The following is a 22,760-nucleotide window of genomic DNA, read 5'->3' as shown; positions in this document are numbered from 1 at the left end:
ACCACGCACGGAACGCACGACGGAGTGGAGTGTCGATGACGGACGTCCTGCCCTCGCGGGCCGCGCTCGACACCGCGTCGGAGCCGGCGCCGTCAGCAGTGGTCGCCGACCCGGCGGTCCTGCTCTATCCCCGCCTGCGGCGCTCGCCGTACTTCTGGAAGTCGCGGGCCCACGGCGTGGCCATGTACAGCGTCTACAACCACACCTATCACCCCCGCCACTACGGCGATCCGATCGCCGAGTACTGGGCGCTGCTCGAGGACGTGACCCTCTGGGACGTCGGCGTCGAGCGGCAGATCGAGATCACCGGGCCGGACGCCTTCGCGTTCACCAACATGCTCGTGCCCCGCGACCTCACCAAGTGTGCCGTCGGGCAGTGCAAGTACGTCTTCGTCACCGCGCCGGACGGCGGGATCATCAACGACCCCGTCCTGCTGCGGGTCGGGGAGGACCGCTTCTGGCTCTCGCTCGCCGACTCGGACGTCGGGCTGTGGGCGTCGGGCCTCGCCCACGCCGGCGGCTGGGACGTCTCGGTCCGCGAGATCGACGTCGCGCCGGTGCAGGTCCAGGGCCCGAAGGCCAAGGCCGTGATCACCGACCTGTTCGGCTCCGACGTCGCCGGGATGCCCTACTACCACCTGCGCCACGCCACCCTCGACGGCCTCGACGTGGTGATCAGCCGCACCGGCTACAGCGCGGAGATCGGCTACGAGATCTACCTGTACCGGGCGACCCGCGACGCCGGTCGCCTGTGGGACCGGGTGTGGGAGGCGGGCCGTCCGCACGGGATGCGCCCGATCGGTCCGTGCCACATCCGGCGCATCGAGGGCGGCATGCTCGCCTACGGGTGCGACATCACCCTCGACACCAACCCGCTCGAGGTCGGCTACGACTACACGTGGATGGTCGACCTCGACCAGGAGGCCGACTTCGTCGGCAAGGACGCCCTGATCCGCGCCAAGCAACGCGGGCTGACGCGTTCGATGGTCGGGCTCGAGATCGGCGGCTCGCGGCTGGGCTCCTTCAACGACGGCTCGATGATCGAGCCGTTCACGGTGTGGGACGACGCCGGGCAGGCCGTCGGCTCGGTGACCAGCGCCTGCTGGTCGCCGCGCCTCGAGCGCAACATCGGGCTCGCCATGGTGTCCCTCCCGTCCACCCCGCTCGGTACGACGTTGCGGGTGAGCACGCTCGACGACACCCGCGAGGCCGTCGTCGTGGAGAAGCCGTTCGTCGACCCGCGCAAGCAGACGCCCAAGGGCTGAACGGGGGCCGCACCATGGAGGACGCCGTGACATCGTTCCCGGACCGGGCCCAGGTCGTCGTGATCGGGGCCGGCATCGTCGGCAACTCCGTGGTCCACCACCTCGCGCGGCTGGGGTGGCGCGACGTCCTGCTGCTCGACAAGGGGCCGCTGCCCGATCCGGGCGGCTCGACCGGCCACGCGTCGAACTTCGTGTTCCCGGTGGACCACTCGCGCGAGATCACGCTGCTCACCGGCGACTCGATGCGCCAGTACACCGAGCTCGGCACGCTGACCACGTGCGGCGGCATCGAGGTGGCCCGCACCCCGGAGCGTGTCCAGGAACTGCACCGGCGGGTGTCCTCGGCCCGGGCCTGGGGCGTCGACGCCGAGCTCGTCACCCCGGCCGAGGTGGCGGCGGACGTCCCGTTCCTCGATCCCTCGGTGGTCCTCGCCGGGTTCCGGACGCCCTCGGTGGCCGTGGTGGATCCGCTGCGGGCCGGCGAGCTGATGCGGCAGCGGGCCGTCGAGGCGGGGGCACTGACCGTCGCGGCGCTCACCGAGGTGCTCGCGATCGAGACCGGGGACGGCCGCGTCCGCCGGGTGCGGACCGACCGCGGTGACGTCGAGACCGAGTACGTCGTTGTCGCCTGCGGGGTGTGGAGCCCGCGGATCGCGGCGCTGGCCGGCGCGACGATCCCGCTGACCCCCGCCGTGCACCAGATGATCGACGTCGGACCCATCGCCGAGCTCGCGGCGACCGGACGCGAGATCGCGTTCCCGATCATCCGCGACATGGACCCGCTGATGTACGAGCGGCAGAGCGGCGCGGACCTGGAGATCGGCTCCTACGCGCACCGGCCGATCCTGGTCGACCCCGACGACATCCCCTCGCTCGCCGCCGCGGCGCTCTCGCCCACCCAGCTGCCGTTCACCGCGGACGACTTCGACCCGCAGATGGAGGCGGCGCTCGACCTGTTCGCCGACATCCTCGACCGCCCCGACGCCGGCATCCGGCACGCCATCAACGGGCTGCTCTCGCTCACCCCCGACGGCCACCCGCTGCTGGGGGAGACCCCCGAGGTGCACGGCCTGTGGTCGGCGGCCGCGGTGTGGATCAAGGAGGGGCCGGGAGTCGGGCGGCTGATCGCCGAGTGGATGACCGACGGCGCCCCCGAGATCGACCCGCACGCGGCCGACATCGCCCGTTTCGCGCCCCACGAGCGCACCCGCGCCCACGTCCGTGCCCGCGCGTCGGAGGGCTTCAACAAGACCTACGGGATCGTCCACCCGCGCGAACAGTGGGCCTCGGATCGCGGCGCCCGGCGCTCGCCCTTCCACGAGCGCGAGCAGGCGCTGGGCGCGGAGTTCTTCGAGGTGGCCGGTTGGGAGCGCCCGCAGTGGTACGCGGCCAACGAGCCGCTCGTCGCCGAGCTCGGCGTCGAGGACCGCCCGCACGAGTGGGACGCCCGCTGGTGGTCGCCGATCAGCACGGCCGAGCACCTGGCGATGCGCCGGGGCGTCGCCATGATCGACCTCAGTGCGTTCGCCCAGTTCGACGTCCGGGGCCCGGGCGCCCTCGCGTACCTGCAGCACCTCACGGTCGCGCAGATGGACCGGCCCGTGGGCCGGGTCATCTACACCCCGGTCCTGGGTCCCGACGGCGGGCTCCGCAGCGACCTGACGGTCGTGCGCCTCGGGGAGTCGCACTTCCGCGTGGTCACCGGCGGCGCCGACGGGGCACGGGACCTGCAGTGGTTCCGGCGCCACCTGCCCGACGACGGGTCGGTGGCGCTCGCCGACGTCACGTCCGCGGTCTGCACCCTCGGGCTCTGGGGCCCGCGGGCGCGCGACGTCCTGGCCACGGTCACCGAGGACGACGTCTCCGACGCCGCCTTCGGGTTCGCGACCGCGCGGGAGCTGACGATCGGCTCGACACCGGTGCTCGCGATGCGGCTGTCCTACGTCGGCGAGCTCGGCTGGGAGCTCCACGCGCCGACCGAGTCGGGCCTGCGGCTGTGGGACACGCTCGCCGAGGCCGGCGCGCCCCACGGCCTCGTCCCCGCCGGCATCGGGGTCTACGGCACCACCGCGCGCCTCGAGAAGGGCTACCGGCTGATGGGGCACGAGCTCGACGCCGAGCACGGGCCGGTCGAGGCCGGGCTCGCCCTGCCCGGGCTGAAGCCCCAGGACTTCGTCGGGAAGGCCGCCTACAGCAAGGCGCGCGAGGGCGAGCCCGAGGCGACACTGTGCACGCTGCGGCTGGACGGGGCCCGAGACGCGGCCGGCCTGCGGCGCTACCCGCAGGGCGGGGAACCGCTGCTCACGGCCGACGGGCGGCGCATCGTCGACACCCGCGGCCGGCCGTCGTACGTCACCAGCGCGGGCGCCGCGCCCTCGCTCGGCACCTACCTGCTCATGGCCTACCTGCCGCCCCGGCTCGCCGTCGCGGGCACCGGGCTCCTCGTCGAGTACCTGGGCGAGCGGTACCCGGTCACCGTCGCCCGTGCCGGGCGCACCCCGCTGTTCGACCCCGACGACGCCCGGATGCGCGGGTGATGACGACGTGGACGTCCTGGTGTGCGTCAAGCGCGTGCCCGCGGTGGGCGCGGAGATCCTGCTGACGGCGGACGGCCTCGCCGTCGACACCCGCCACCTCGGTTTCACCATCGGGCCACACGAGGAGTGCGCGGTCGAGGAGGCGGTGCGCATCGCCGAGCGCACCGGCGGCTCGGCCGGCGTGCTGACCGTCGGCGCGCCGGAGACCGAGGAGCAGCTGCGGTACGCGATGTCGATGGGTGCCGACCACGCCGTGCGGGTCGACGCGGCGGCGGCGGACGGCGACCCGGAGGCGACCGCCGCGGCGATCACCGGCGCGCTGCGCGACCTCCCGCCGTACGACCTCGTCCTGTTCGGGGCCGCCTCCGCCGACGCCGGGCACGCCCAGGTCGGGCTCCGGGTGGCGTGCGCGCTGCGCCGGCCCGTGGTCGGCGGGGTCAAGGGCATCGACCCCGGACCGGGCCACGTGTCGCTGCGCCGCGAGGTCGGCGGCGGCGTGGAGGTGCACGAGGCGCCGCTGCCCGCCGTCGTCACGGTGCTGGAGGGGCTGAACCTCCCGCGCTACCCGACCATCAAGGGGCGGCTGCGGGCGAAGAAGGCCCCGATCCGGGTGCTCCCGGCCGCGCCGCCCGCGGGCGGCCTGCGCACACGGCGCCTGCGGCACCGGCCGGAGGCCCGCGCGGAGACGATCGTGCTGGGCCGCGGGGCCGAGGCCGCGCCCGCGGTGGTGGACGTGCTCGCCGACCTGGGGGTGGTGCGCTGATGGTGCTCGCGGTGGTCGAACGCGACGGACGGGGCTCGCTCTCCGCGGCGTCCGGCGAGGTGCTCGGCACCGCTCGGGAGCTCGCCGAGCGGCTCGGCGTGGCCGTCGCGGCGGTGGCGGTCGGGGAGGCCGGCGACCTGCCGGACGACCTCGCCAAGCAGGGCGTGGGCCGGCTGCACCTGCTGGCGCACGAGCTGCTCGACGGCGGCGGGCCCGCCCGCCTCGGCGAGGCCCTCGCCGGACTGGTGGCCACGCTGGCGCCCGCGGCGGTGCTCGGGGCGGACGAGCCCGGCGTCACGGACGCGATGGCGTGGGCCGCCACGATGGTCGGTGCGCCGCTGGCGACAGCGTGCACCGAGGTCCGGCCGGGCGACGACGCGTGGGAGGTCACCCGGGAACGGTCGGGCGGGATCCTCCTCGAGGACGCGGTGCTCGCCGGGCCCGTCCGCTTCTGCACGCTGCGCCCCGGCGGCCCGGCTCCGAGCGAGACCGCCGCCGCGGCCGAGGTGACCGTCGACGTCGTCGTCCCGGAGCTCGATACGACGCTGCCGCACGCGACCCTCGTCGAGCGCCGGGAGCGCTCGGCCGGGATGTCGCTGGCGACCGCGCCGGTGGTGGTCGCCGGCGGGCGGGGTGTCGGCAGCGCCGGGGGCTACGCGGTCCTCGAGGAGCTGGCCGGGCTGGTGGGCGGCGTCGTCGGCTGCTCGCGGGTCGCCACCAACAACGGGTGGCGCCCGCACTCCGACCAGGTCGGGCTCACCGGGACGCGGATCAGCCCGGACCTCTACGTGGCCTGCGGCATCAGCGGCGCCACGCAGCACTGGGTGGGGTGCATGAACGCCCGCTCGATCCTCGCCGTGAACACCGACCCCGAGGCGCCGATGGTCACGCGCGCGACGTGGGCGGTGATCGGGGACGTCCACACGGTGCTGCCCGCCGTCGTGGCCGAGATCCGGGAGCGCTCCCGACGCCGGTGATCGGTGACGCCCGAGGGGTCACGCCCGGTCGCGGACGACGAGGTCGGCGACCGCCCCGTCGAGACGGGGGTGGCGGAAGCGGTAGCCGTGCTCGAGGGCACGACGCGGGACCATCCGCTGGCTGGTCACCAGCATCTCGGCCGCGGGACCGAGCCGCGCCCGGACCGACGCGACGGGCTCGACGTCCCCGACCGCGGCGCCGGCGGAGGCGGCCAGCTCCGCGGCCAGCTCGCGGTGGCGGACCGGGTCGGGGGCGACGACGTGGACGACGCCGCGGTACCGCTCGTCCTCGAGGCCTGCGAGGAGCAGCCCGACCACGTCGTCGACGTGGATCCACGGCACCCACTGGTCGCCGGGTCCCAGCACGCTGCCCCGTCCGGTGAGGAAGGGCCGGCGGAAGAAGTCGAAGGCGCCGTGGTCCGGGCCGAGGACGACACCGAGGCGGGCGACCACCACCCGGACCGACGCCGGGGCCTCGAGGGCGGCCTCCTCCCAGTCCGCGTAGACGTCGCCGAGGACGAGGTCGCGCGACGCCGGGGTGTCGTCCGGCAGCTCCGTCTCGCCGGCGTCGCCGCACACGGTGAAGCCGCTGGCGCTGACGAGCACCGCGGTTCCCGCGTGTCGTCCGAGCGCCGCCGCGACACGTCGCGTGAGGTCGACCCGGCTGCGTCGCATCGTCTCGACGTACTCGGGCGTCCACCGCTGCTCGAACACGTTGCGGCCCGCGAGGTTGACGACCGCGCCCGCCTCGGCCACGGCGTCGTCGAGCTCGGGACCCGTCCCGACCCAGGTCCACCCCGGCCGGTGGGAGCCCGCCTTCGACGGAGTGCGCGAGACGCCCACCACCGCCCAGCCGCGCTCCTGCAGCGCGGCGCCGACCCGGTCGCCGATCCAGCCGTGGGCGCCGGTGACGACGACCCGACCCGGGTCGGGCACCGACGTCACTCCGGCCACCGCCGCGTGCTGAGCACGAGCCGGTAGCCGTCCGGATCCTCGACGGTGACGCCCCACTCCTCCCAGTACGGGTCGTGGGCCGTGACGCGCCGGCCGCCCGCCGCGACGAGGCGGTCGAGGAGTTCCGCGGGCACGGCGTCGCCGAGGTAGAGCACGAGGAGGTCGTCGACCGTCGGCTGCGGCGGCGTGCCGTAGCCGACCAGCTCGAGGTGCCACGCCGCCCCAGGCCAGCCCAGCATCGCCAGTCCCGGGGGCGGGACCTCGGGAGGACTGACGCGCAGGAGCACCGAGAGCCCGAGCCCCGCTGTGTAGAAGCGCTCGACGGCCGGGAGATCGACGCACGGGCGGGCCAGGCGGACGTGGGTGACGGGACCGGGAGAGCCCGCCCGCTCCTGCGAGCCGACATCAGCGCGGACGCTCACCGTGGACGCCCCTCGGACAGCACGGTGCCGCCGGGATCGGAGACCGACAACGGCGGCCCCACGAACTCGACCCCGTGGGCTTCGCCGAGCGCGTGCAGCATCGCAGGGTCGACCGGGCCGGAGTGCTCGGCGTACTGCTGGAAGAACCGCTCGAGCCCGGACGGGGTCGTGACGACGAGCAGGCGGCCCTCTCCCTCGCCGACGTTCTGGAACGTGTGCGGCACGCCTCTCGCGCCGAACGCCATCCCGCCGCGCGACTCGCTCACCACGTCGTCGCCCAACCGGAACCGGAACTCACCGTCGAGGACCCACCAGAGCTCGTCCTCGCGCACGTGCGTGTGCAGCCCCGGCCCGTCCCCCGGCAGGATGGCCAGCTCGAGCACCGTCATGCTGCCGTTGGTCTGCCCTGTCGCGGCCTTGATCGTGACCGTCGACGCCGTGGGCGTCCGCAGCGCCGTGCCCTCGCCGGCCGCGACCGCGAAGGGAGCAGCGGGAGCAGCCACGGCGACCTCCACGGCTGTGCGCAGTCAGAGGGGCAGCGTGGTCCCGGGCGGTCACGGCCGCAGCCGGACCCGGGGGACGATGTGGACACGGTCGGCCGGGGCTCAGCTCGACGAGGGCTGGAAGCTCGGCTGCAGCGTCAGGACCTCGGGACCGTCGTCGGTGATGGCGACGGTGTGCTCGGAGTGCGTGGTCCGCGAGCCGTCGGCCGAGCGGATGGTCCAGCCGTCCGGGTCGTAGACGATCCTGCCGGTGGTGCGCGCGAACCACGGCTCGAGCGCCAGGGTCAGGCCCGGGCGCAGGCGCATCCCGCGGCCGGCGCGGCCGTCGTTCGCGACGTGCGGCTCCTCGTGCATGGTGCGGCCGAGCCCGTGCCCGCCGAACTCGAGGTTGACCGGGTAGCCGTGGCGGGCGGCGACCGCACCGATCGCGGCCGAGATGTCCCCGAGCCGGCCTCCCGGCTGCGCCGCCGCGATGGCGGCCGCGAGCGCCTCCTCGCCGGCCCGCACGAGCCGTACGTCCTCCTCGGCCGCCTCGCCGACGATGACGGTCCGCGCGGAGTCGGCGACCCAGCCGTCGATCCCGAGCGCGAGGTCCATGCTCAGCACGTCCCCGTCGCGCAGCACGTAGTCGTGGGGGAGGCCGTGCAGGACGGCGTCGTTGACCGACAGGCAGACGACGTTGCGGAAGGGGCCGCGGCCGAAGGACGGGGAGTAGTCCCAGTAGCAGGATTCCGCGCCCCGGTCGCGGATCATGCGGCGGGCGTGCTGCTCCAGCTCGAGCAGGTTGACGCCGACCCGCGCGCGGTCCCCGAGCTCGGCGAGCACCTGGGCCACGAAACGGCCGGCCACGTGCATCCGCTCGATCTCCGCGGGGGTCTTGAGTTCGATCATCGCGCCACTCCTGGTCGGGATAGTTATACCGGTATTACTATCACGCCCATGGTGCGAGTGCCGCTGACTCCCGAGGAGCGCGAACGCGGCCGGCGCCTCGGCGAGGTCCTGCGCGAGGCGCGGGGGCCGCGGAGCATGGCCTCCGTCGCCGGTGCGGTCGGGATGTCGGTGGAGACGCTGCGCAAGATCGAGTCGGGGCGGGTGCCGACGCCGGCGTTCTTCACCGTCGCCGCGCTCGCCGACGAGCTGGCCCTCCCGCTGACCGACCTCGTCGCGGCGTGCGGCGGGCCGGCCGAGCACGCCGAGCCGCGGACCGCCTGACGCGGGCCGGCCGGCTACCGGACGGCCCCGTCAGGAAGGGTCACCCTGCCTCGCCGGGCGCGAAGTTGATGCTGATCCGGGGCCCGGCCGGGGTGGCCTGCTTGGGGACCGCGTGCCGCCAGTCCCGCTGGGCGCGGCCGCCCATGACGATCAGGTCGCCCGACTCGACGGCGAGCGACGTGCTCCGGCCGCCCGCCGCGGGCTTGATCAGGAACCGTCGGGTGGCGCCGAGGCTGAGCACGGGCACGGTGCTGGTCTCCTGCACCTTGCCGACGGTGTCGCCGTGCCAGCTCGTGGAGTCGTGGTGGTCGCGGTACAGGTTGATCCACAGCGAGCGGTACGGCACCCCGTAGTGGGCGGTGAGCGCCGCGGCCACCGTCCGCAGCACCGGCAGGGGCGCGTCGTCGACGTCGGGGTACTCCGCGGTCAGCCGCGGCTCGACCACCTTCCGGGAGTACATCCATCGCGAGCGCTGCTCGAACGGCGCGAGCGCCAGGACGTCGTCGAGGACGCGCCGGCTGCCGCGCAGCCAGCCGTGGACGTGCTCGAGCCACGAGGTCTCGTCGAGCTCGACCCGCTCGGCGTCGGCGAACGCTTCGTCGACCGCCGGCTCGCCGTCGTCGAGCAGGTCGAGCAGGCTGTCCTGGCGCGGGATCGGCACGCTCACACCGATGAGGGTCGGGCGTGCGCGGAAGGTCGCGGCGCGGGCGGTCTGGCGGCTGTCGACCACGGTGGTCCTCTCGTACCGGTCTCGCTGGTGCCTCCGAGACTGGCACCGGGGTCCGACAGCGAGGAGGTGGCGGACCGCCGAACCTGCGCGCTTTCCCGCCGACCCGGCCGGACCCGCGGGGACGCGCGGCAGGATGACCGTGATGCCCGAGCTGCCCGAGGTCGAGTCCGCCCGCAGCGTCCTCGAGCGCTCGGCGCTGGGCCGGCGCATCGTCGCCGCGGACGACACCGACGGCTGGGTCTGCCGGCCGCATCCGCCGGGGGAGATCGCCCTCGCGCTCGTCGGCACCGAGCTGACGGCCGCGCACCGCCGGGGCAAGACGCTGTGGTGCGACACCCCGGGCGGGCCGGTGCTCGGCATCCACCTCGGCATGTCGGGCAAGATCGTCATCGCCGATGCGGACGGCCGGGAGGTCGACGGCGGGGACCACTGGGAGTTCGGCCGGCAGCCCGGCGACTTCCGGTTCTCGCGGTTCTCGCTCGACTTCGCCGACGGCGGCGTGCTGCACCTCGTCGACCCCCGCCGGCTCGGGCGCATCCGGCTCGACCCGCCGCTCGACGCGCTCGGCCCGGACGCCGCCCTGGTCACCGCGGCGGAGTTCGGGGAGCGCCTGGGGTGGAGCCGGGCCCCGGTCAAGGCCCGGCTGCTCGACCAGCACGTGGTGGCCGGGATCGGCAACCTGCTCGCCGACGAGATCCTCTGGCGCGCCGGGCTCGTCCCGGGCCGTCCCGTCGACGGTCTGACCCCGGCCGAGCGCCGGCGACTCCACCGCACCGTGCGCTCGACCGTCGACGACGCCCTGCACGACGGCGGCGTGCACACCCTGCCCCTGGTCCCGCACCGCCGGCCGGGCGGCCGCTGTCCCCGCGACGACGCCGAGCTGTGCCGCGCCACCGTCGGCGGCCGGACCACGTTCTGGTGCCCCGCCCACCAACGGTGACCCGACACCGGGCCGCTTGCCGAGGACGGGCCTCCGGACGGAGGCTCGGACCCGTGCCGCACCGCGTCGTCGCACTCGTCCTGCCCGGTGTCTTCAGCTTCGACCTGAGCTGCGTGGTGCAGCTCTTCGGCCACCCCCCGACCCTCGACGACACCGACGAGGGGCTGTACGCGTTCTCCGTCTGCGGCGCCGGCGGGGATCGCGTGGCGACCGGCGACGGCTTCGACATCGTGGTGCACGCCGGGCTCGAGGCCCTCGAGGAAGCCGACACCGTCGCCGTGCCCGGCTACGCGCACGCCTGGGACACCCGACCCGACGAGGAGGTCCTCGCGGCCCTGCGCAAGGCGTCCGAGCGCGGCGCCCGCGTGCTCTCGATCTGCGTCGGCGCGTTCGCCCTGGCCCACGCCGGGCTGCTGGACGGACGGCGGGCGACGACCCACTGGGCGGTCGTCGACCGGCTCGCCGCGCAGTTCCCCGCCGTCTCGGTGGTCTCCGACGAGCTCTACGTCGACGACGGCGACGTGCTCACCTCGGCCGGGCTGGCCAGCGGGATCGACCTGGGGCTGCACGTGGTCCGCGCCGACCGGGGCGCCCAGGCGGCGGCCGATCTCGCCCGCTGGAACGTCGTCGCCCCGCACCGCGACGGTGCCCAGGCCCAGTTCATCGACACCGCCCTGCCCGACACCTCGGCGACCAGCATCGCGTCCACCTGCGCCTGGGCGCTCGGCCACCTCGACCGTCCGCTCGACCTCGCCGACCTCGCGGCCCACGCCTCGATCTCCGAGCGCAGCCTGCTCCGCCGCTTCCACGACGAGGTCGGCGCGAGCCCGAAGCAGTGGCTGCTGCGGGCCCGGCTGGACCGGGCCCGGCGCCTGCTCGAGACCACCGACCTGACGGTGCAGGAGGTCGCCCGCGCCTCGGGGTTCCCGTCCGCGGCCGCGCTGCGCCAGCGGTTCACCGGCGGGCTGGGCACCACCCCGACCGCCTACCGGCGGTCCTTCCACGGCACGGGCGGAGACCGCGGGGCCCGGACGCCCGCCCTGGGCCGCTGACGGGATCACGGCCGCAGGACGGACGCCCGGGGAGCTCGGATGCGCGGGGTACCAAGCGTGCACCGACTCGCCGTCGTCGCGGTCTCGGCGGCGGCCACCGCTCGTCGCTGGCCGGCGCAGACCGACGGCGCCTCCGTGGACACGGTGTGTCCGCGTGGGTTCCCGGGACCCGAGCACGAAGTCACGGACCGGGGGACGGGGCCTTCTCCTCCGGCACCGCCGTGGCCGGGCCGGGACTTCGCTGCGTCCGTTGTACAGCGCGCTCGTACGGCGGACAACGGGCGCAGGGGTCACGGTTGCGTCGTCAGTACGTCTCGACGGTAGGCGGGGGCGGCGGGGGCGCCCGGGTCACGGGGGGTCGGCCCGATCTGAGTCGAATCCGGACAGCGTGTCCACGCGATCGGAGGAATGGATCGCACTCGGCCCGGAGAATCCCCCGAGATCTGTAACGACCGCGGCGCGCGGGGCGACGGCCCCCTCGACACGGCGTCACTCCGAGGGAGACGCCACACCATTTCGGCACACGATCCCGGGTCCGTCGGGGGCGGGGGATCGCGTGCCGCCGTGCGCAAAGGGGGAATGGCGATGCGTTCCGGACGGGCGGCGTTCGTCGCTCTGGCGGCGTTGGTCGCGCTGGTCTCGTGGACGGGGGCGGCGCAGGCGGCCGCGCTGGTCTGGCAGTCCGACTTCACCGGCAGTGGGTTCAACAACTTCAAGTCGACGCCCTGGAACAACGTCGGCGCCTCGGCCCCGGTCCTCGTGACCAGTAGCGTCAACGCGCCGGCGAAAGCCGCACGATTCACTGTCCCGGGTGGGGGAACGCGTTCGGAGATCGAGCCCAACGTGGTGAACTTCACCGAGGGCTCCGACTACTTCTTCGCCAACTCCTTCACCCTGCCCACGACGTTCCCGGTGAACGAGACCAGCTGGCAGGTCATCACCCAGTGGAAGAACGCCGACGACGGTTCGCCGCCGGTCGAGCTGAAGATCGGCCACGGCAACGTCATCCTCGACGGCGGCTACGGCAACCCGTCGGGGCCGGCGGGCAGCAAGTACTGGACCACGACCCTCGCGCCCGCCGCGACGGGGACGCAGACCACCGTCGTCCTGCACATCCACTTCTCCTCGAACACGTCGCTCGGCACCATCGACGCCTGGGTGAACGGGGCGCCGGTCCTCACCGGCTACCACCCGATCGGCGGGACGCTCTACCCGACGGCGAAGAAGACGAAGGCCACGCCGGCGCAGGCGAAGGCGCAGAAGGACGCGCTGGCGAAGACCCCCCAGCCGAAGGACACCCCGAAGGAGCCGGCGGCGTCGCCCGACACCGCGGTGACCACGTCGAAGACCTCGTCGCAGTTCGACTACTGGAAGATGGGGATGTACCGCGACAACACCCTCACCTCCACCGCGACCTACGACCTCGAGAGCGCCCGGCTCGGGACCACGTACGCGGCGGTCGCGGGGTAGCCCCCGGCCGCTCCGTGCGACGGGATCACCGACCCGTCGGCCAGGGCCGCTGCTCCGGCCGGTGCGCCTCGTAGAACGCCGCCAGCGAGAGGACGTCGAGGTCGGCGAAGCGCCGGCCGGAGATCTGCAGCCCGATCGGCAGCCCGTCCCGGTCGTAGCCGCAGTTCACCGAGATCGCCGGCTGCCCGGACATGTTGAACGGGAGCGTGAACGCGATGTGCTCGAGCGGCCGGTCGGGGTCGCCGGTCGGTGACGGGGCCTCGGCGTCGGGCGGGCCCACGGGGCAGGTGGGGGAGAGGACGGCGTCGTAGGGCTCGGTGGCGCGCTGCGTGGCGAGGCTGATCGCGTCGATCTGGCTGAAGCCGTGGTACACCGCCGCGGCGTCGAGCCGGGCGGCGCGGTCGGCCCACGCGACGATGTACGGCAGGGCCGCGGCCCTGCGGTCGGGCTCGAGGCGGTCGAGGTCGGCGCGGGCGCGGGTGCGCCAGAAGTCGTCGAGCCCGTCGAGCATGGCGCGGGTCAGGTACCCCGCGATCGGTTCCACCGTCGCGCCGTGGGCGGCGAACAGTTCGGCCGCGCGGGACACCGCCTCGGCGACGTCGGGCTCGACGGGCAGCCCGACGCCGGCGTCGAGGAGCAGCCCGACGCGCAACCCGGCGAGGTCGGGGCGTGGGGCGACGGACCAGTCGAGCTCCTGCGGCGGGAGCGCGAGGTGGTCGCGCCGGTCGGGGCGGGTGAGGACGGACATGGCCAGGGCGGCGTCGTCGACGGTGCGGGTCAGGGGGCCGGCGGCGCGCCCGAGGAAGGCGGGGTCGATCGGGACGCGGCCGAAGCTGGGCTTGAACCCGACGAGCCCGCACCAGCCGGCGGGCAACCGGATCGAGCCGCCGATGTCGGTGCCGAGGTGCACGGGCCCGTACCCCGCGGCCGCCGCGGCGGCGGCCCCGGCGCTCGACCCGCCGGGAGTCCGGCGCGGATCCCAGGGGTTGCGGGTCAGCGGGTGGTAGCTCGACAGGCCGCTGGTGAGCATGCCGAGGTCGGGCATGGTGGTCTTGGCCAGCAGCACGGCGCCGGACTCGCGGAGCCGGGCCGCCGGGGGAGCGTCCTCGACGGCGGGCCGGAGCGGGGTCGCGGCGCTCCCCACCGGGGTCGGGACGCCGGCGACGGCGACGTTGTCCTTGACCGTCACGGGGACGCCGTCGAGGGGACCGGCGGGCCGGTGCTCGGCCCAGCGGCGTCCGGCCTCCTCGGCCTCCCGACGGGCCCGGTCCGGGTCCGGCGCGTAGAGCGCGTGCAGGTGCGGCTCGAGACGGTCGATCCGCTCGAGCACGGCGTCGAGGACCTCGGGCGGGGAGAGCCGGCCGTCCCGGTAGGACGCGCAGAGCTCGACGGCGGTGGCCAGGGCGAGGGGGTCGTCGCTCACCGGGGTCAGGGTGGCCGCCGGGACCCGGGTGACGCCAGCGCCGGATCAGCGCTCGACGCGCCCGCCGCACTCGCGCACCAGGTCGGCCATGATCTCGCGGTCCTCGTCGCCGACGTGGTCGGCGTAGTACTGGTAGAGGCTCTCCCGGGCCAGCCGTGACGCAGCCAGGGCGTCACCGGCCTGGACGGCGTCGAAGACCGCCGCGTGGTGGCGGATCGAGCGCAGCATCTGGGCCGCCTGGTCCTCGGCGTCGAGGATGGTCTGCTGGATGAGGTCCAGCACCGCCTCCCGCACGGCCTCGCCGTAGAGGCGCACCAGCTCGTGCCCGGCGGCGTCGGCGAGGATCTCGTGGAACTCCAGGTCGGCGTGGCCGAACTCGGCGTAGGAGTGGTGGCGGAGCGCCCGCATGCGCGCCATGTTCCGCTCCAGCGCGACCAGGTGCTCGGGGGTGCGGCGAACCGCGGCCATGAGGTTGGTCGAGGCGTCCAGCACCATGCGCAGCTGCACGAGCTGGGGCAGGGAGATCGTCTTCGACGAGGTCAGCAGGCCCAGCGAGCGCCGGATGGGCGCGGCCGACATCGGCAGCACGAGCGGACCACGGGGGTCGCGCGGCGCGGAGCGCACCAGCTCCAGGCTCTCGAGCACCCGCAGCGCCTCGCGTACCGAGGACCGCGCGATCGCGTACCGGTCGACGAGGTCGCGCTCGCTCGGCAGCCGGTCCCCGGGGCGCAGCTCGCCCGAGGCGATGCGCGCCTCGACGTCGTCGACCATGCGCCGATAGGCGCGGTGGTCGCTGGTGGTGGCCGCGGACCTGCCGGCGGTGTCGGTCATCGCCCCTCCTGGTCGGCCCACGGTAGTCACCGGGGGCGGGCGGGCGCTGGCCGGCGCTCAGGTCGGCGGGGTGAAGCGGCCGTCGACCGCCGTCCAGCCGCCGTCGACGGTGAGGGTGGAGCCCGTGACGAAGGTCGAGGCGTCGGACGCCAGGAACACCACGGCGCCTGCCAGCTCCGAGGGCTGGGACCAGCGCCCGAGCGCGCCCTTCGTGGCGTAGGCCTCGTACCACTCCGGGTGCGCCTTGATCTGGCTGGTCAGCGGGGTCTCGACGACGCCGGGCGCGATCGCGTTGACCCGGACCCCCGCGTCCCCGAACTCGACGGCCGCCGTGCGCACCAGCGACTCCAGGCCGGCCTTGGTCGCCGCGTACACCCCCTGTCCGGGCTCCACGGTGCGGGCCCGGATCGAGGAGAACGCGATGATGCTGCCGCGTCCCCGCGCGGTCATCCGCGCGCCGAGGGCACGCAGGACGGTGAAGCTGCCCCGCAGGTTGAGGTCCACGACCCGGTCGAACTCCGCGACGCTGTAGTCCAGCAGCCGCTTGCGGACGTTCATCGCGGCCGTCAGGACGGCGACGTCGAGGTCGCCCAGCTCGTCGAGCCGGCTCTCGAGGCCGGGGGCGTCGGTGACGTCGACCTCGGTCGCCGAGGCCCGCCCGCCCGCCTCGGTGATCGCGTCGGCGGTCGCCTTCGCGGTGGCGGCGTCGCGGTCGGCGCAGACCACCTCGGCGCCGTGCGCGGCCAGCGCGAGCCCGGCCTCGCGGCCGATGCCGCCGGCGCCGAGCAGCAGCGCCCGGCGTCCGTCGAGCGAGAACAGGTTCGGGTAGTCGGTCACGACGGGGCTCCTGGTCGCAGGCGGATCGGTCGCTGGCGGATCGGTCGCTGGCGGATCGGTCGCCGGCGGATCGATCACTGGGGGCGGATGACGGCCATGCGGGTCACGGTGAGCTCCTCGATCGCGAACCGCGGACCTTCCCGCCCGACACCGGAGTCCTTGACCCCGCCGTACGGCATGACGTCGGACCGGAAGCCGGGCACCTCGTTGACGATCACGCCGCCGACGTCGAGCTCCTCGATCGCGCGGAAGGCGCCGGCGAGCGAGCGGGTGAACACGCTGGCGTGCAGCCCGTACCGGGAGCGGTTGGCGGTCTCGAGGGCGGTCGCGAGGTCGGGGACCGAGTTCACCGCCACGACCGGCGCGAAGATCTCCTCGCACCAGGCCCGGGCGTGCTCGGGGACGTCGAGCAGGATCGTCGGCTCGACCGACCGGTCGACGACGCGCCCACCGTGCACGATCTTCGCGCCGGCCTGCTCGGCCTGCTCGATCCACTCCAGGACCCGCGCGGTGGAGGCGTCGTTGATCAGGGGGGCGATGCGCGTGGCCGGGTCCCGGGGGTCCCCGACGGTGAGCTCGCCGATGCGGGCGGTGAGCCGGCCGAGGAACTCCTCGCGGATCGGCTCGCACACGATCACGCGCTGCACGGCGATACAGGCCTGCCCGTTGAAGTAGAAGCCGCCGCGCAGGACCGCGTCGACGGCGGCGTCCAGGTCGGCGTCCGCGTCGACGATCAGCGCCGCGTTCGAGCCGAGCTCGAGCAGGGTCTTGCGCGGTGCGGCGTCCCGGGCGATCTGGTGACCGACCGCGGCGGAGCCCGTGAACGACACCACCGCGACCTCGGGCGCGGTGACCAGGGTCCGGCCCACCTCGGCGTCGCCGGTCACGACCTGCACCATCTCCGGCGGGGCACCGTGCGCCACGGCCGCGCGCCGGACGATGTCGGCCAGCCACAGCGTGGCCAGGGGAGTGGCCGGCGCGGGCTTGCAGATCACCGGGCAGCCGGCCGCGATCGCGGGCGCGATCTTGTGCGAGGCGAGCAGGACGGGTCCGTTGAAGCCCGCGATGCCGACCACGAGCCCAACCGGCCGGCGGGTCCAGAACCCGATCAGGCCCTCCCCGGAGGCCTGCAGGTCCAGCGGGACGGTCTCGCCGTGGATGTGGGCGACCTCCTCGGCGGCCGCGGTCCAGGTGAACACGGTGCGGGAGAACTCCACCGCGCAGTCCGCGCGGGTCTTGCCGGTCTCCGCGACGAGCAGCGCGACGAACTCGTCGGTGTGCTCGGCGAGCTCCCGCTCGACCCGGAGCAGGATCGCGCGCCGGGTCGCCGAGCTCAGCGCCGCGACCCGGCGTCGGACACCGGCCCCCACCGCGACCGCCTCGCGGGCCAGCTCGACGGTGCCCACCGGGGCCCGCGCGACGATCGTCCCGTCGTAGGGGAAGACCACGGGCGCGTCGGGCACGTCGTCGCGCCATCCCGGACCGATCGGCAGACCGGCGGGGTGGTCGGGCAGCACGATCCCGGGATGGGCGCTCATCGACAGCTCCCTACACAGACGACGTCGTCGAGCTGGTCAGACCAGCTCTCGTGTCAGGCAGGATGCAGGTCACACCCGCCGTCGTCAACCACGCACCGTCGGCGACCAGCGACCCGACGTCGCGCGGGTCCAGCCCCCTGAGCAGCGGATATGTGCCCGGCGCTTGACTGTCGTCCACGTCACGGTCCAGCCTCTGCTCGCTGTATCCAATCGCGAGCCGGAGGGAGGCGTCGATGGAGCACCCCCGACGAGGGGCGCGCGGCGGCCCCCGCATCGCGCTCGTCGACGAGCTCGCCGAAGTGCTGCGCGAGCGCATCTACAGCGGCCGCTACCCGAGCGGGGCGCGCCTGCCCCAGGAGGGCCTGGCGGCCGAGCTCGGGGTCAGCCGGACCCCGCTGCGCGAGGCGCTGCGGGCCCTCGAGCAGGAGGGCCTCGTCACCGTCGACCCCGGTCAGGGGGCGCGCGTCGTCTCGGGTGACGTCGGGACGCTGCTGCAGGCCTACGAGCTCCGGGCCGTGGTCGACGGGCTCGCCGCCCGGCTCGCCGCGCAGGCGGTCCCGGGCCCGAGCCGCTGCCGGGAGCTCCGGCACGTCATCGCGACGCAGCGCGCCGCGCTCGACCCCTGGTCACCGCGCACCTACACCACCGCCAACGTCGACTTCCACGAGCAGATCCTCCACCTGTCCGGCAACGGGTTCGTGATCGCGCAGGCCCCCGTGCTGCGGATGACCGCCCAGGTCTTCGCGCCGGTCGCCCTGATCGAGCCCGCCCACGCCGTGCGGGCGATCGGCGAGCACGAGGCGATCGCCGGCGCGATCGAGGCCGGCGACGCACCGGGCGCCGAGCGCCTGGCCCGGGCGCACATCCAGACCACCATCGACCAGCTGCGCGCCACCCACGGCGGCGTCGCGAGCGCCGGGGCCGACCGCCCCGTGTCCTGACCCCTCGGTCGCGTCGGTCCACGAAGGAGTGACCCCCATGCCCACCTACTACGTCGCCTCCGACATCGGCGGGACGTTCACCGACACCGTCGTGATCGACCAGGACGGCGACGTCGGGCGCTACAAGTCCTCCACGGTCCCCGACAACCCCGCCGAGGGGGTGCTCGACACCCTCGTCGACGCCGCCCGGGAGCGCGCGGTGGAGCTCGGCGAGCTGCTCGGGCAGGTGGAGGTGTTCGCCCACGGCACCACGATCGCGACCAACGCGATGCTCGAGGGCCGCGCCCGCCGGGTCGGCCTGCTCCAGACCCGCGGCTTCGGCGACACCCTGACGATCATGCGGGGCTTCAAGGGCATCGGGCTCGACGAGGAGGACATCAAGCGCTTCCGCACCCTCGTCAAGCAGCCGACCGCCGTGCCGCGGGCGATGACCGAGGAGATCACCGAGCGCATCGACTACGCGGGCCGCGTCGTCTGCCCGCTCGACGAGGACGACGTCCGCCGCGCGGTGCGGGCCCTGCGCGACCGCGGCGCCGAGGTCATCGCGGTCGCGCTGCTGTGGTCGTTCGCGAACGACACCCACGAGCGCCGCGTCTCCGAGATCCTCGCCGAGGAGGCCCCGGAGCTGGGCGTGACGCTCTCCAGCGAGTTCCTGCCCCGCATCGGCGAGTACGAGCGCACGCTGACCACCGCGGTCAACGCCAGCCTCCGCCCGGTGCTCAAGACCTCCCTCGACAGCTTCGAGCACACCCTGACCCGGGCCGGGCTCCGCACCGGGCCGCTGCTCATGCAGTCCAACGGCGGCCTGGCGACCTTCGCCGAGGTCGAGAAGCGGGCCGCGGCCACCGTGATGTCCGGCCCCGTCGGCGGCGTCATCGCCTCCCAGTTCCTCGGCACCCGCTCGGGGCACCGCAACGTCGTCACCACCGACATGGGCGGGACCAGCTTCGACGTCGGCCTGGTCCTCGACGGCCTGCCGGTCATGTCCAACACGACCCTGATCGGCCGCGACGAGCTGGCCCTGCCGTCGGTGGCGGTCCGCGCCATCGGCGCCGGTGCCGGGTCGATCGCCTCGGTGCACAACGGCGTCCTGCAGGTCGGCCCGCAGAGCGCCGGGGCCCGGCCGGGGCCCGCGTGCTACGGCCGCGGCGGCGAGCTCCCGACGGTGGCCGACGCCGACCTGGTGCTGGGCTACCTCAACCCCGACAACTTCCTGGGCGGTCGGCTCACGCTCGACGTCGAACGGGCCCGGGCCGCGATCGCGACCCACGTCGCGGAGCCCGCCGGCCTCTCCGTCGAACAGGCCGCCGAGGGCATCAAGACGATCGTCGACTCCCGGATGGCCGACCTGGTCCGCCAGGTCACCGTCGAGCAGGGCTACGACCCCACCGACTTCGCCCTGTTCGCCTACGGCGGCGCCGGCCCGCTGCACGCCTTCTCCTACGGCGCCGAGCTCGGCTGCCCGCAGATCATCGTGCCGATCACCGCCTCGGTGCACTCCGCCTTCGGCATCGGCTGCTCCGACCTGACGATGGTCGAGGAGATCTCGCAGCCGATGCAGACGCCGCCGGGCACCACCGACCACGCCGCGGCCCTGCCCCCGGAGACCCTCAACGCCACCTTCGACGAGCTCGCCGCCCGGGCGACCCGCGACCTCGTCGCCGCCGGCGCGGACAAGGACGCCGTCACCTACGTCCGCTCCGTGGAGATCCGCTTCCGCGCCCAGATCCACGTCCTGACGGTCACGTTCGACGCCGGGTCCCACCCCCTGTCCGCGGCCGAGATCCACAGCATGGTGGAACGGTTCGTCGACCAGTACGAGGGCCGGTTCGGCAAGGGCTCGGCGTTCGTCGAGGGCGGCGTCGAGATCACCACGTTCCGCGTGGTCGCGACGAGCCCGGTGCCCCGCGCGGAGTTCACCACGGTCGCGGGCGGGGGAGCGGGCACCGGCCGGGCGGCCGGGACCCGTCCGGTCTTCAGCGGCGGCGGGTGGCACGACGCCGCCGTGCACCGGGCCGAGGAGCTCCACGACGGCCTGACCATCTCCGGCCTCGCGATCGTCGAGCTCACCGACACCACGGTCGTCATCGGGCCGGACCAGGACGCCGTCGTCGACGGCGCCGGCGACCTCGTCATCACCCAGCGCGCCTGAGCACCCGGAGGACCACCATGAGCACCCCCACCGGCGGCGTCGACCCCGTCACCTACGAAGTCATCCGGCACAAGCTGTGGTCGATCAACTCCGAGGGCGCCACCACCGTCGAGCACGTCTCGGGCTCCCCGGTCGTGCACGCCACCGACTACAACTTCGGCATCTACACCGCCGCCGGCGAGATGGCGATCATCGGGGTCTACCTGCTGACCCCGCTCTACACCGGGGCGATGGCCGTGCAGGAGTTCCTGGCGCGCTACGACGACATCGCCGACGGCGACGTCTTCATCATCAACGACCCGTACCTCGCGGCCATGCACCAGAACGACGTGCAGTTCTGCAGCCCGGTCTTCCGCGACGGCGAGATCGTGGCCTGGCTCGGGTGCATGGCCCACCAGGTCGACCTCGGCGGGATGGACCCGGGGAGCTGGTGCACCACCGCCACCGACGTGTTCCAGGAGGGCATCCGCATCCCGCCGGGGCGCATCGTCCGCAAGGGCGTGGTCAACCAGGAGCTCTGGGACACCATCGTCCTGAACTCCCGCATGCACGACACCGTGGCCAACGACTTCCGCGCGTTCCTGGCCGGGCTGCGGGTCGCCGGGCAGCGCTTCGGCGAGCTCTGCGACCGCTACGGCACCGACGCGGTGCGCGCGACGATGGAGAAGACCCTCGACAACTCCGAGGCCGACCTGCGGGCGATGCTGCGCGAGCTGCCCGACGGCACCTACGAGCACACCTCCTACCTCGACCGGCCCGACGGTTCCGGGCGCGCGGGCGACGCCGGGATCGAGCTGCTCGAGGTGCCGTGCGTGATGCGGAAGGTCGACGACACGCTGACCTTCGACTTCTCCGGGTCCAGCCCCCAGAGCCCCGCCTACGGCATGACCACCCGGGGTGGGCTGCTCGGGGCCGTGGCGACGCTGATGCTGTGCACGTTCGGCGGCGAGATCCCCTGGAACCACGGCATCATGCGGCCGGTCGAGGTGATCGCCCCGGACGGGCTGTGCGTCACCGCCGTCGAGCCGATGCCGGTCTCGGGCGGCGCCGCGGGCGCGAACTGGACCGCGACCTGCTCCGCGGGCGGGGCCATCGCGAAGATGCTGAGCTTCTCGGACCGGTACGAGGGCTTCGCGTTCGGGCCGAGCGACGGGTCCTGGCAGCTCTCGCAGTTCGGCGGGATCGACCAGCACGGCGAGCCGTTCGCGTCGATGTACATGGACTCGCTGCTGTGGGGCGGGCCGGCGTTCTCCTTTCGCGACGGGGTCGACTCCGGCGGCGCGATGGTGATCCTCGGTGGCGGCGCCACCGACGTCGAACAGCAGGAGATGCGCCACCCGCTGCTCTACCTGTGGCGCCGCCAGGTCCCCGACTCCGGCGGGGCGGGCACCCACCGCGGCGGCAACGGCGTCCAGTTCGCCCTGACCCCCATCGACACCGAGGAGGTCACCGGGGTCCTGGGCACCCACGGCGTCGCCCTGCCCAACCGCACCGGCCTGTTCGGCGGGCTGCCCGGCTCCTGCGCGCGGTTCGAGCGCGTCACCGGCTCCGGCGTCCTCGACCGGCTCGGGACGGGGCGCCCGGTCGGCGACCTCACCGAGCTCGACGGCGACCACGGTGTGCTGCCCGGGGTCGCGCCCGCCGCCCGCATCGCCCACGGCGACGTCTTCGAGTGCACCGTGCAGAACGGCGGCGGCTACGGCGACCCGATCCTGCGCGACCCGGCGGCGGTCGCGACCGACGTGGCCGCCGGCGCGGTCAGTCCCCACGCCGCCCGCCGGCTCTACGGCGTGGTCGTCACCGGGGACGGCCGCGTGGACGACGCCGCGACCGGCTCCCGGCGCGAGGAGATCCGGGCCGAGCGCCGCGCCCGGATGACCCCGCCCGCCGTCGGGGAGGTCCCGGCGGTGTCCGGGGAGCCCGACGGCCGCTGGGGCACCGCCCTGCTGATCTGGACGGGCGGGGGGCGCTCGGTCGCCGGGTGCGCGCACTGCCGGACACCGCTGGGCGACCTCGCCGGCGGCTGGGAGTCGCTGGCCGCGACCATCTCCCTCGGCGCGGACGACCTCGGGGGCCGGGTCGACGTCCACGACGCCCTGCACGCCGTCGCCCACGTCTGCCCCCACTGCGTGACGGCGCTGTGGGTGGACACCGAGCCGGCCTCCGGCAAGGCCTGGCGCGACTTCGCCCTGGCCTGACCGTCCGGCCCCGCG

General features: G+C 74.5%; 20 protein-coding genes. 11 read left to right on the top strand and 9 right to left on the bottom strand.

Annotated features, from left to right (window positions below):
* The first annotated feature begins 35 nt into the window (after positions 1 to 35).
* From HH311_RS21310 to HH311_RS21295, 4 genes are read left to right on the top strand one after another with little or no spacing between them, the layout of a single operon-like run.
* A complete protein-coding gene (locus HH311_RS21310; protein WP_169185709.1) occupies positions 36 to 1,265 on the top strand; it encodes a glycine cleavage T C-terminal barrel domain-containing protein in 1,230 nt (409 codons plus the stop codon).
* Between the two features lie 26 nt (positions 1,266 to 1,291).
* The gene (locus HH311_RS21305) at positions 1,292 to 3,802 is read left to right on the top strand and encodes an FAD-dependent oxidoreductase (RefSeq protein ID WP_312030302.1); all 2,511 of its coding nucleotides are present in this window, start codon (positions 1,292 to 1,294) and stop codon (positions 3,800 to 3,802) included.
* A 7-nt stretch (positions 3,803 to 3,809) separates the two neighbouring features.
* Entirely contained in the window at positions 3,810 to 4,565 is a 756-nt protein-coding gene (locus HH311_RS21300) for an electron transfer flavoprotein subunit beta/FixA family protein (RefSeq protein ID WP_169185707.1), read from the top strand.
* Positions 4,565 to 5,542 (top strand): electron transfer flavoprotein subunit alpha/FixB family protein, encoded by a 978-nt coding sequence (locus HH311_RS21295; protein WP_169185706.1) that lies wholly within the window; start codon positions 4,565 to 4,567, stop codon positions 5,540 to 5,542. The genes HH311_RS21300 and HH311_RS21295 overlap by 1 nt, the downstream gene beginning before the upstream one ends.
* Before the next feature lie 18 nt (positions 5,543 to 5,560).
* Here the strand turns inward: HH311_RS21295 and HH311_RS21290 are convergent, their stop codons facing one another.
* From HH311_RS21290 to map, 4 genes are all read right to left on the bottom strand, one after another.
* A complete protein-coding gene (locus HH311_RS21290) occupies positions 5,561 to 6,496 on the bottom strand; it encodes a TIGR01777 family oxidoreductase (protein ID WP_169185705.1) in 936 nt (311 codons plus the stop codon).
* Positions 6,484 to 6,918 carry a VOC family protein gene (locus HH311_RS21285; protein ID WP_169185704.1) on the bottom strand — a complete coding sequence of 145 codons (435 nt, stop codon included), beginning with the start codon at positions 6,916 to 6,918 and terminating at the stop codon, positions 6,484 to 6,486. The genes HH311_RS21290 and HH311_RS21285 overlap by 13 nt, the downstream gene beginning before the upstream one ends.
* Positions 6,915 to 7,421 carry a cupin domain-containing protein gene (locus HH311_RS21280; protein WP_169185703.1) on the bottom strand — a complete coding sequence of 169 codons (507 nt, stop codon included), beginning with the start codon at positions 7,419 to 7,421 and terminating at the stop codon, positions 6,915 to 6,917. Before HH311_RS21280 ends, HH311_RS21285 begins: the two co-directional genes overlap by 4 nt.
* A gap of 102 nt (positions 7,422 to 7,523) precedes the next feature.
* Entirely contained in the window at positions 7,524 to 8,312 is a 789-nt protein-coding gene (gene map / locus HH311_RS21275; protein ID WP_169185702.1) for a type I methionyl aminopeptidase, read from the bottom strand.
* A 48-nt stretch (positions 8,313 to 8,360) separates the two neighbouring features.
* Here map and HH311_RS21270 point away from each other — a divergent pair, with 48 nt between their 5' ends.
* Positions 8,361 to 8,633, top strand: a complete 273-nt coding sequence (locus HH311_RS21270; protein ID WP_169185701.1) for a helix-turn-helix domain-containing protein — start codon at positions 8,361 to 8,363, stop codon at positions 8,631 to 8,633.
* 40 nt (positions 8,634 to 8,673) lie between these two features.
* Here the strand turns inward: HH311_RS21270 and HH311_RS21265 are convergent, their stop codons facing one another.
* Entirely contained in the window at positions 8,674 to 9,300 is a 627-nt protein-coding gene (locus tag HH311_RS21265; protein WP_169185700.1) for an alpha-ketoglutarate-dependent dioxygenase AlkB, read from the bottom strand.
* A 205-nt stretch (positions 9,301 to 9,505) separates the two neighbouring features.
* Here HH311_RS21265 and HH311_RS21260 point away from each other — a divergent pair, with 205 nt between their 5' ends.
* From HH311_RS21260 to HH311_RS21250, 3 genes are all read left to right on the top strand, one after another.
* Complete coding sequence (locus tag HH311_RS21260; RefSeq protein WP_169185699.1) at positions 9,506 to 10,303, top strand: Fpg/Nei family DNA glycosylase; 798 nt, start codon at positions 9,506 to 9,508, stop codon at positions 10,301 to 10,303.
* A 53-nt stretch (positions 10,304 to 10,356) separates the two neighbouring features.
* Positions 10,357 to 11,355: a GlxA family transcriptional regulator gene (locus HH311_RS21255; protein ID WP_169185698.1), complete on the top strand. Its 999-nt coding sequence runs from the start codon at positions 10,357 to 10,359 to the stop codon at positions 11,353 to 11,355.
* Positions 11,356 to 11,940: 585 nt separating this feature from the next.
* Positions 11,941 to 12,825: a heparin lyase I family protein gene (locus HH311_RS21250; RefSeq protein ID WP_248292878.1), complete on the top strand. Its 885-nt coding sequence runs from the start codon at positions 11,941 to 11,943 to the stop codon at positions 12,823 to 12,825.
* Positions 12,826 to 12,850: 25 nt separating this feature from the next.
* Here HH311_RS21250 and HH311_RS21245 read toward each other — a convergent pair whose 3' ends face one another.
* The 4 genes from HH311_RS21245 to HH311_RS31060 form a co-directional block, all read right to left on the bottom strand.
* A complete protein-coding gene (locus HH311_RS21245) occupies positions 12,851 to 14,257 on the bottom strand; it encodes an amidase (RefSeq protein ID WP_211190611.1) in 1,407 nt (468 codons plus the stop codon).
* A 36-nt stretch (positions 14,258 to 14,293) separates the two neighbouring features.
* Positions 14,294 to 15,079, bottom strand: a complete 786-nt coding sequence (locus tag HH311_RS21240) for a FadR/GntR family transcriptional regulator (RefSeq protein WP_169185697.1) — start codon at positions 15,077 to 15,079, stop codon at positions 14,294 to 14,296.
* Between the two features lie 57 nt (positions 15,080 to 15,136).
* A complete protein-coding gene (locus HH311_RS31065; RefSeq protein ID WP_312030300.1) occupies positions 15,137 to 15,916 on the bottom strand; it encodes an SDR family NAD(P)-dependent oxidoreductase in 780 nt (259 codons plus the stop codon).
* Between the two features lie 74 nt (positions 15,917 to 15,990).
* A complete protein-coding gene (locus tag HH311_RS31060; RefSeq protein ID WP_211190597.1) occupies positions 15,991 to 17,454 on the bottom strand; it encodes an aldehyde dehydrogenase family protein in 1,464 nt (487 codons plus the stop codon).
* Between the two features lie 233 nt (positions 17,455 to 17,687).
* On the opposite strand from HH311_RS31060, the gene HH311_RS21230 reads away from it, so the two are divergent.
* Genes HH311_RS21230 through HH311_RS21220 form a run of 3 tightly spaced genes read left to right on the top strand, consistent with a single transcriptional unit; the run spans position 17,688 to position 22,745 of the window.
* Positions 17,688 to 18,395: a GntR family transcriptional regulator gene (locus tag HH311_RS21230; protein ID WP_169185696.1), complete on the top strand. Its 708-nt coding sequence runs from the start codon at positions 17,688 to 17,690 to the stop codon at positions 18,393 to 18,395.
* A 37-nt stretch (positions 18,396 to 18,432) separates the two neighbouring features.
* Positions 18,433 to 20,547: a hydantoinase/oxoprolinase family protein gene (locus HH311_RS21225; RefSeq protein WP_169185695.1), complete on the top strand. Its 2,115-nt coding sequence runs from the start codon at positions 18,433 to 18,435 to the stop codon at positions 20,545 to 20,547.
* 17 nt (positions 20,548 to 20,564) lie between these two features.
* Complete coding sequence (locus HH311_RS21220; protein WP_169185694.1) at positions 20,565 to 22,745, top strand: hydantoinase B/oxoprolinase family protein; 2,181 nt, start codon at positions 20,565 to 20,567, stop codon at positions 22,743 to 22,745.
* Positions 22,746 to 22,760: the final 15 nt, after the last annotated feature.

The sequence above is a fragment of the Actinomycetospora sp. TBRC 11914 genome, assembly GCF_012933465.1.
Lineage (GTDB): Bacteria > Actinomycetota > Actinomycetes > Mycobacteriales > Pseudonocardiaceae > Actinomycetospora.
Note: the sequence above shows the minus strand (reverse complement) of the source record. Positions and strands in the feature narration are given on the sequence as shown.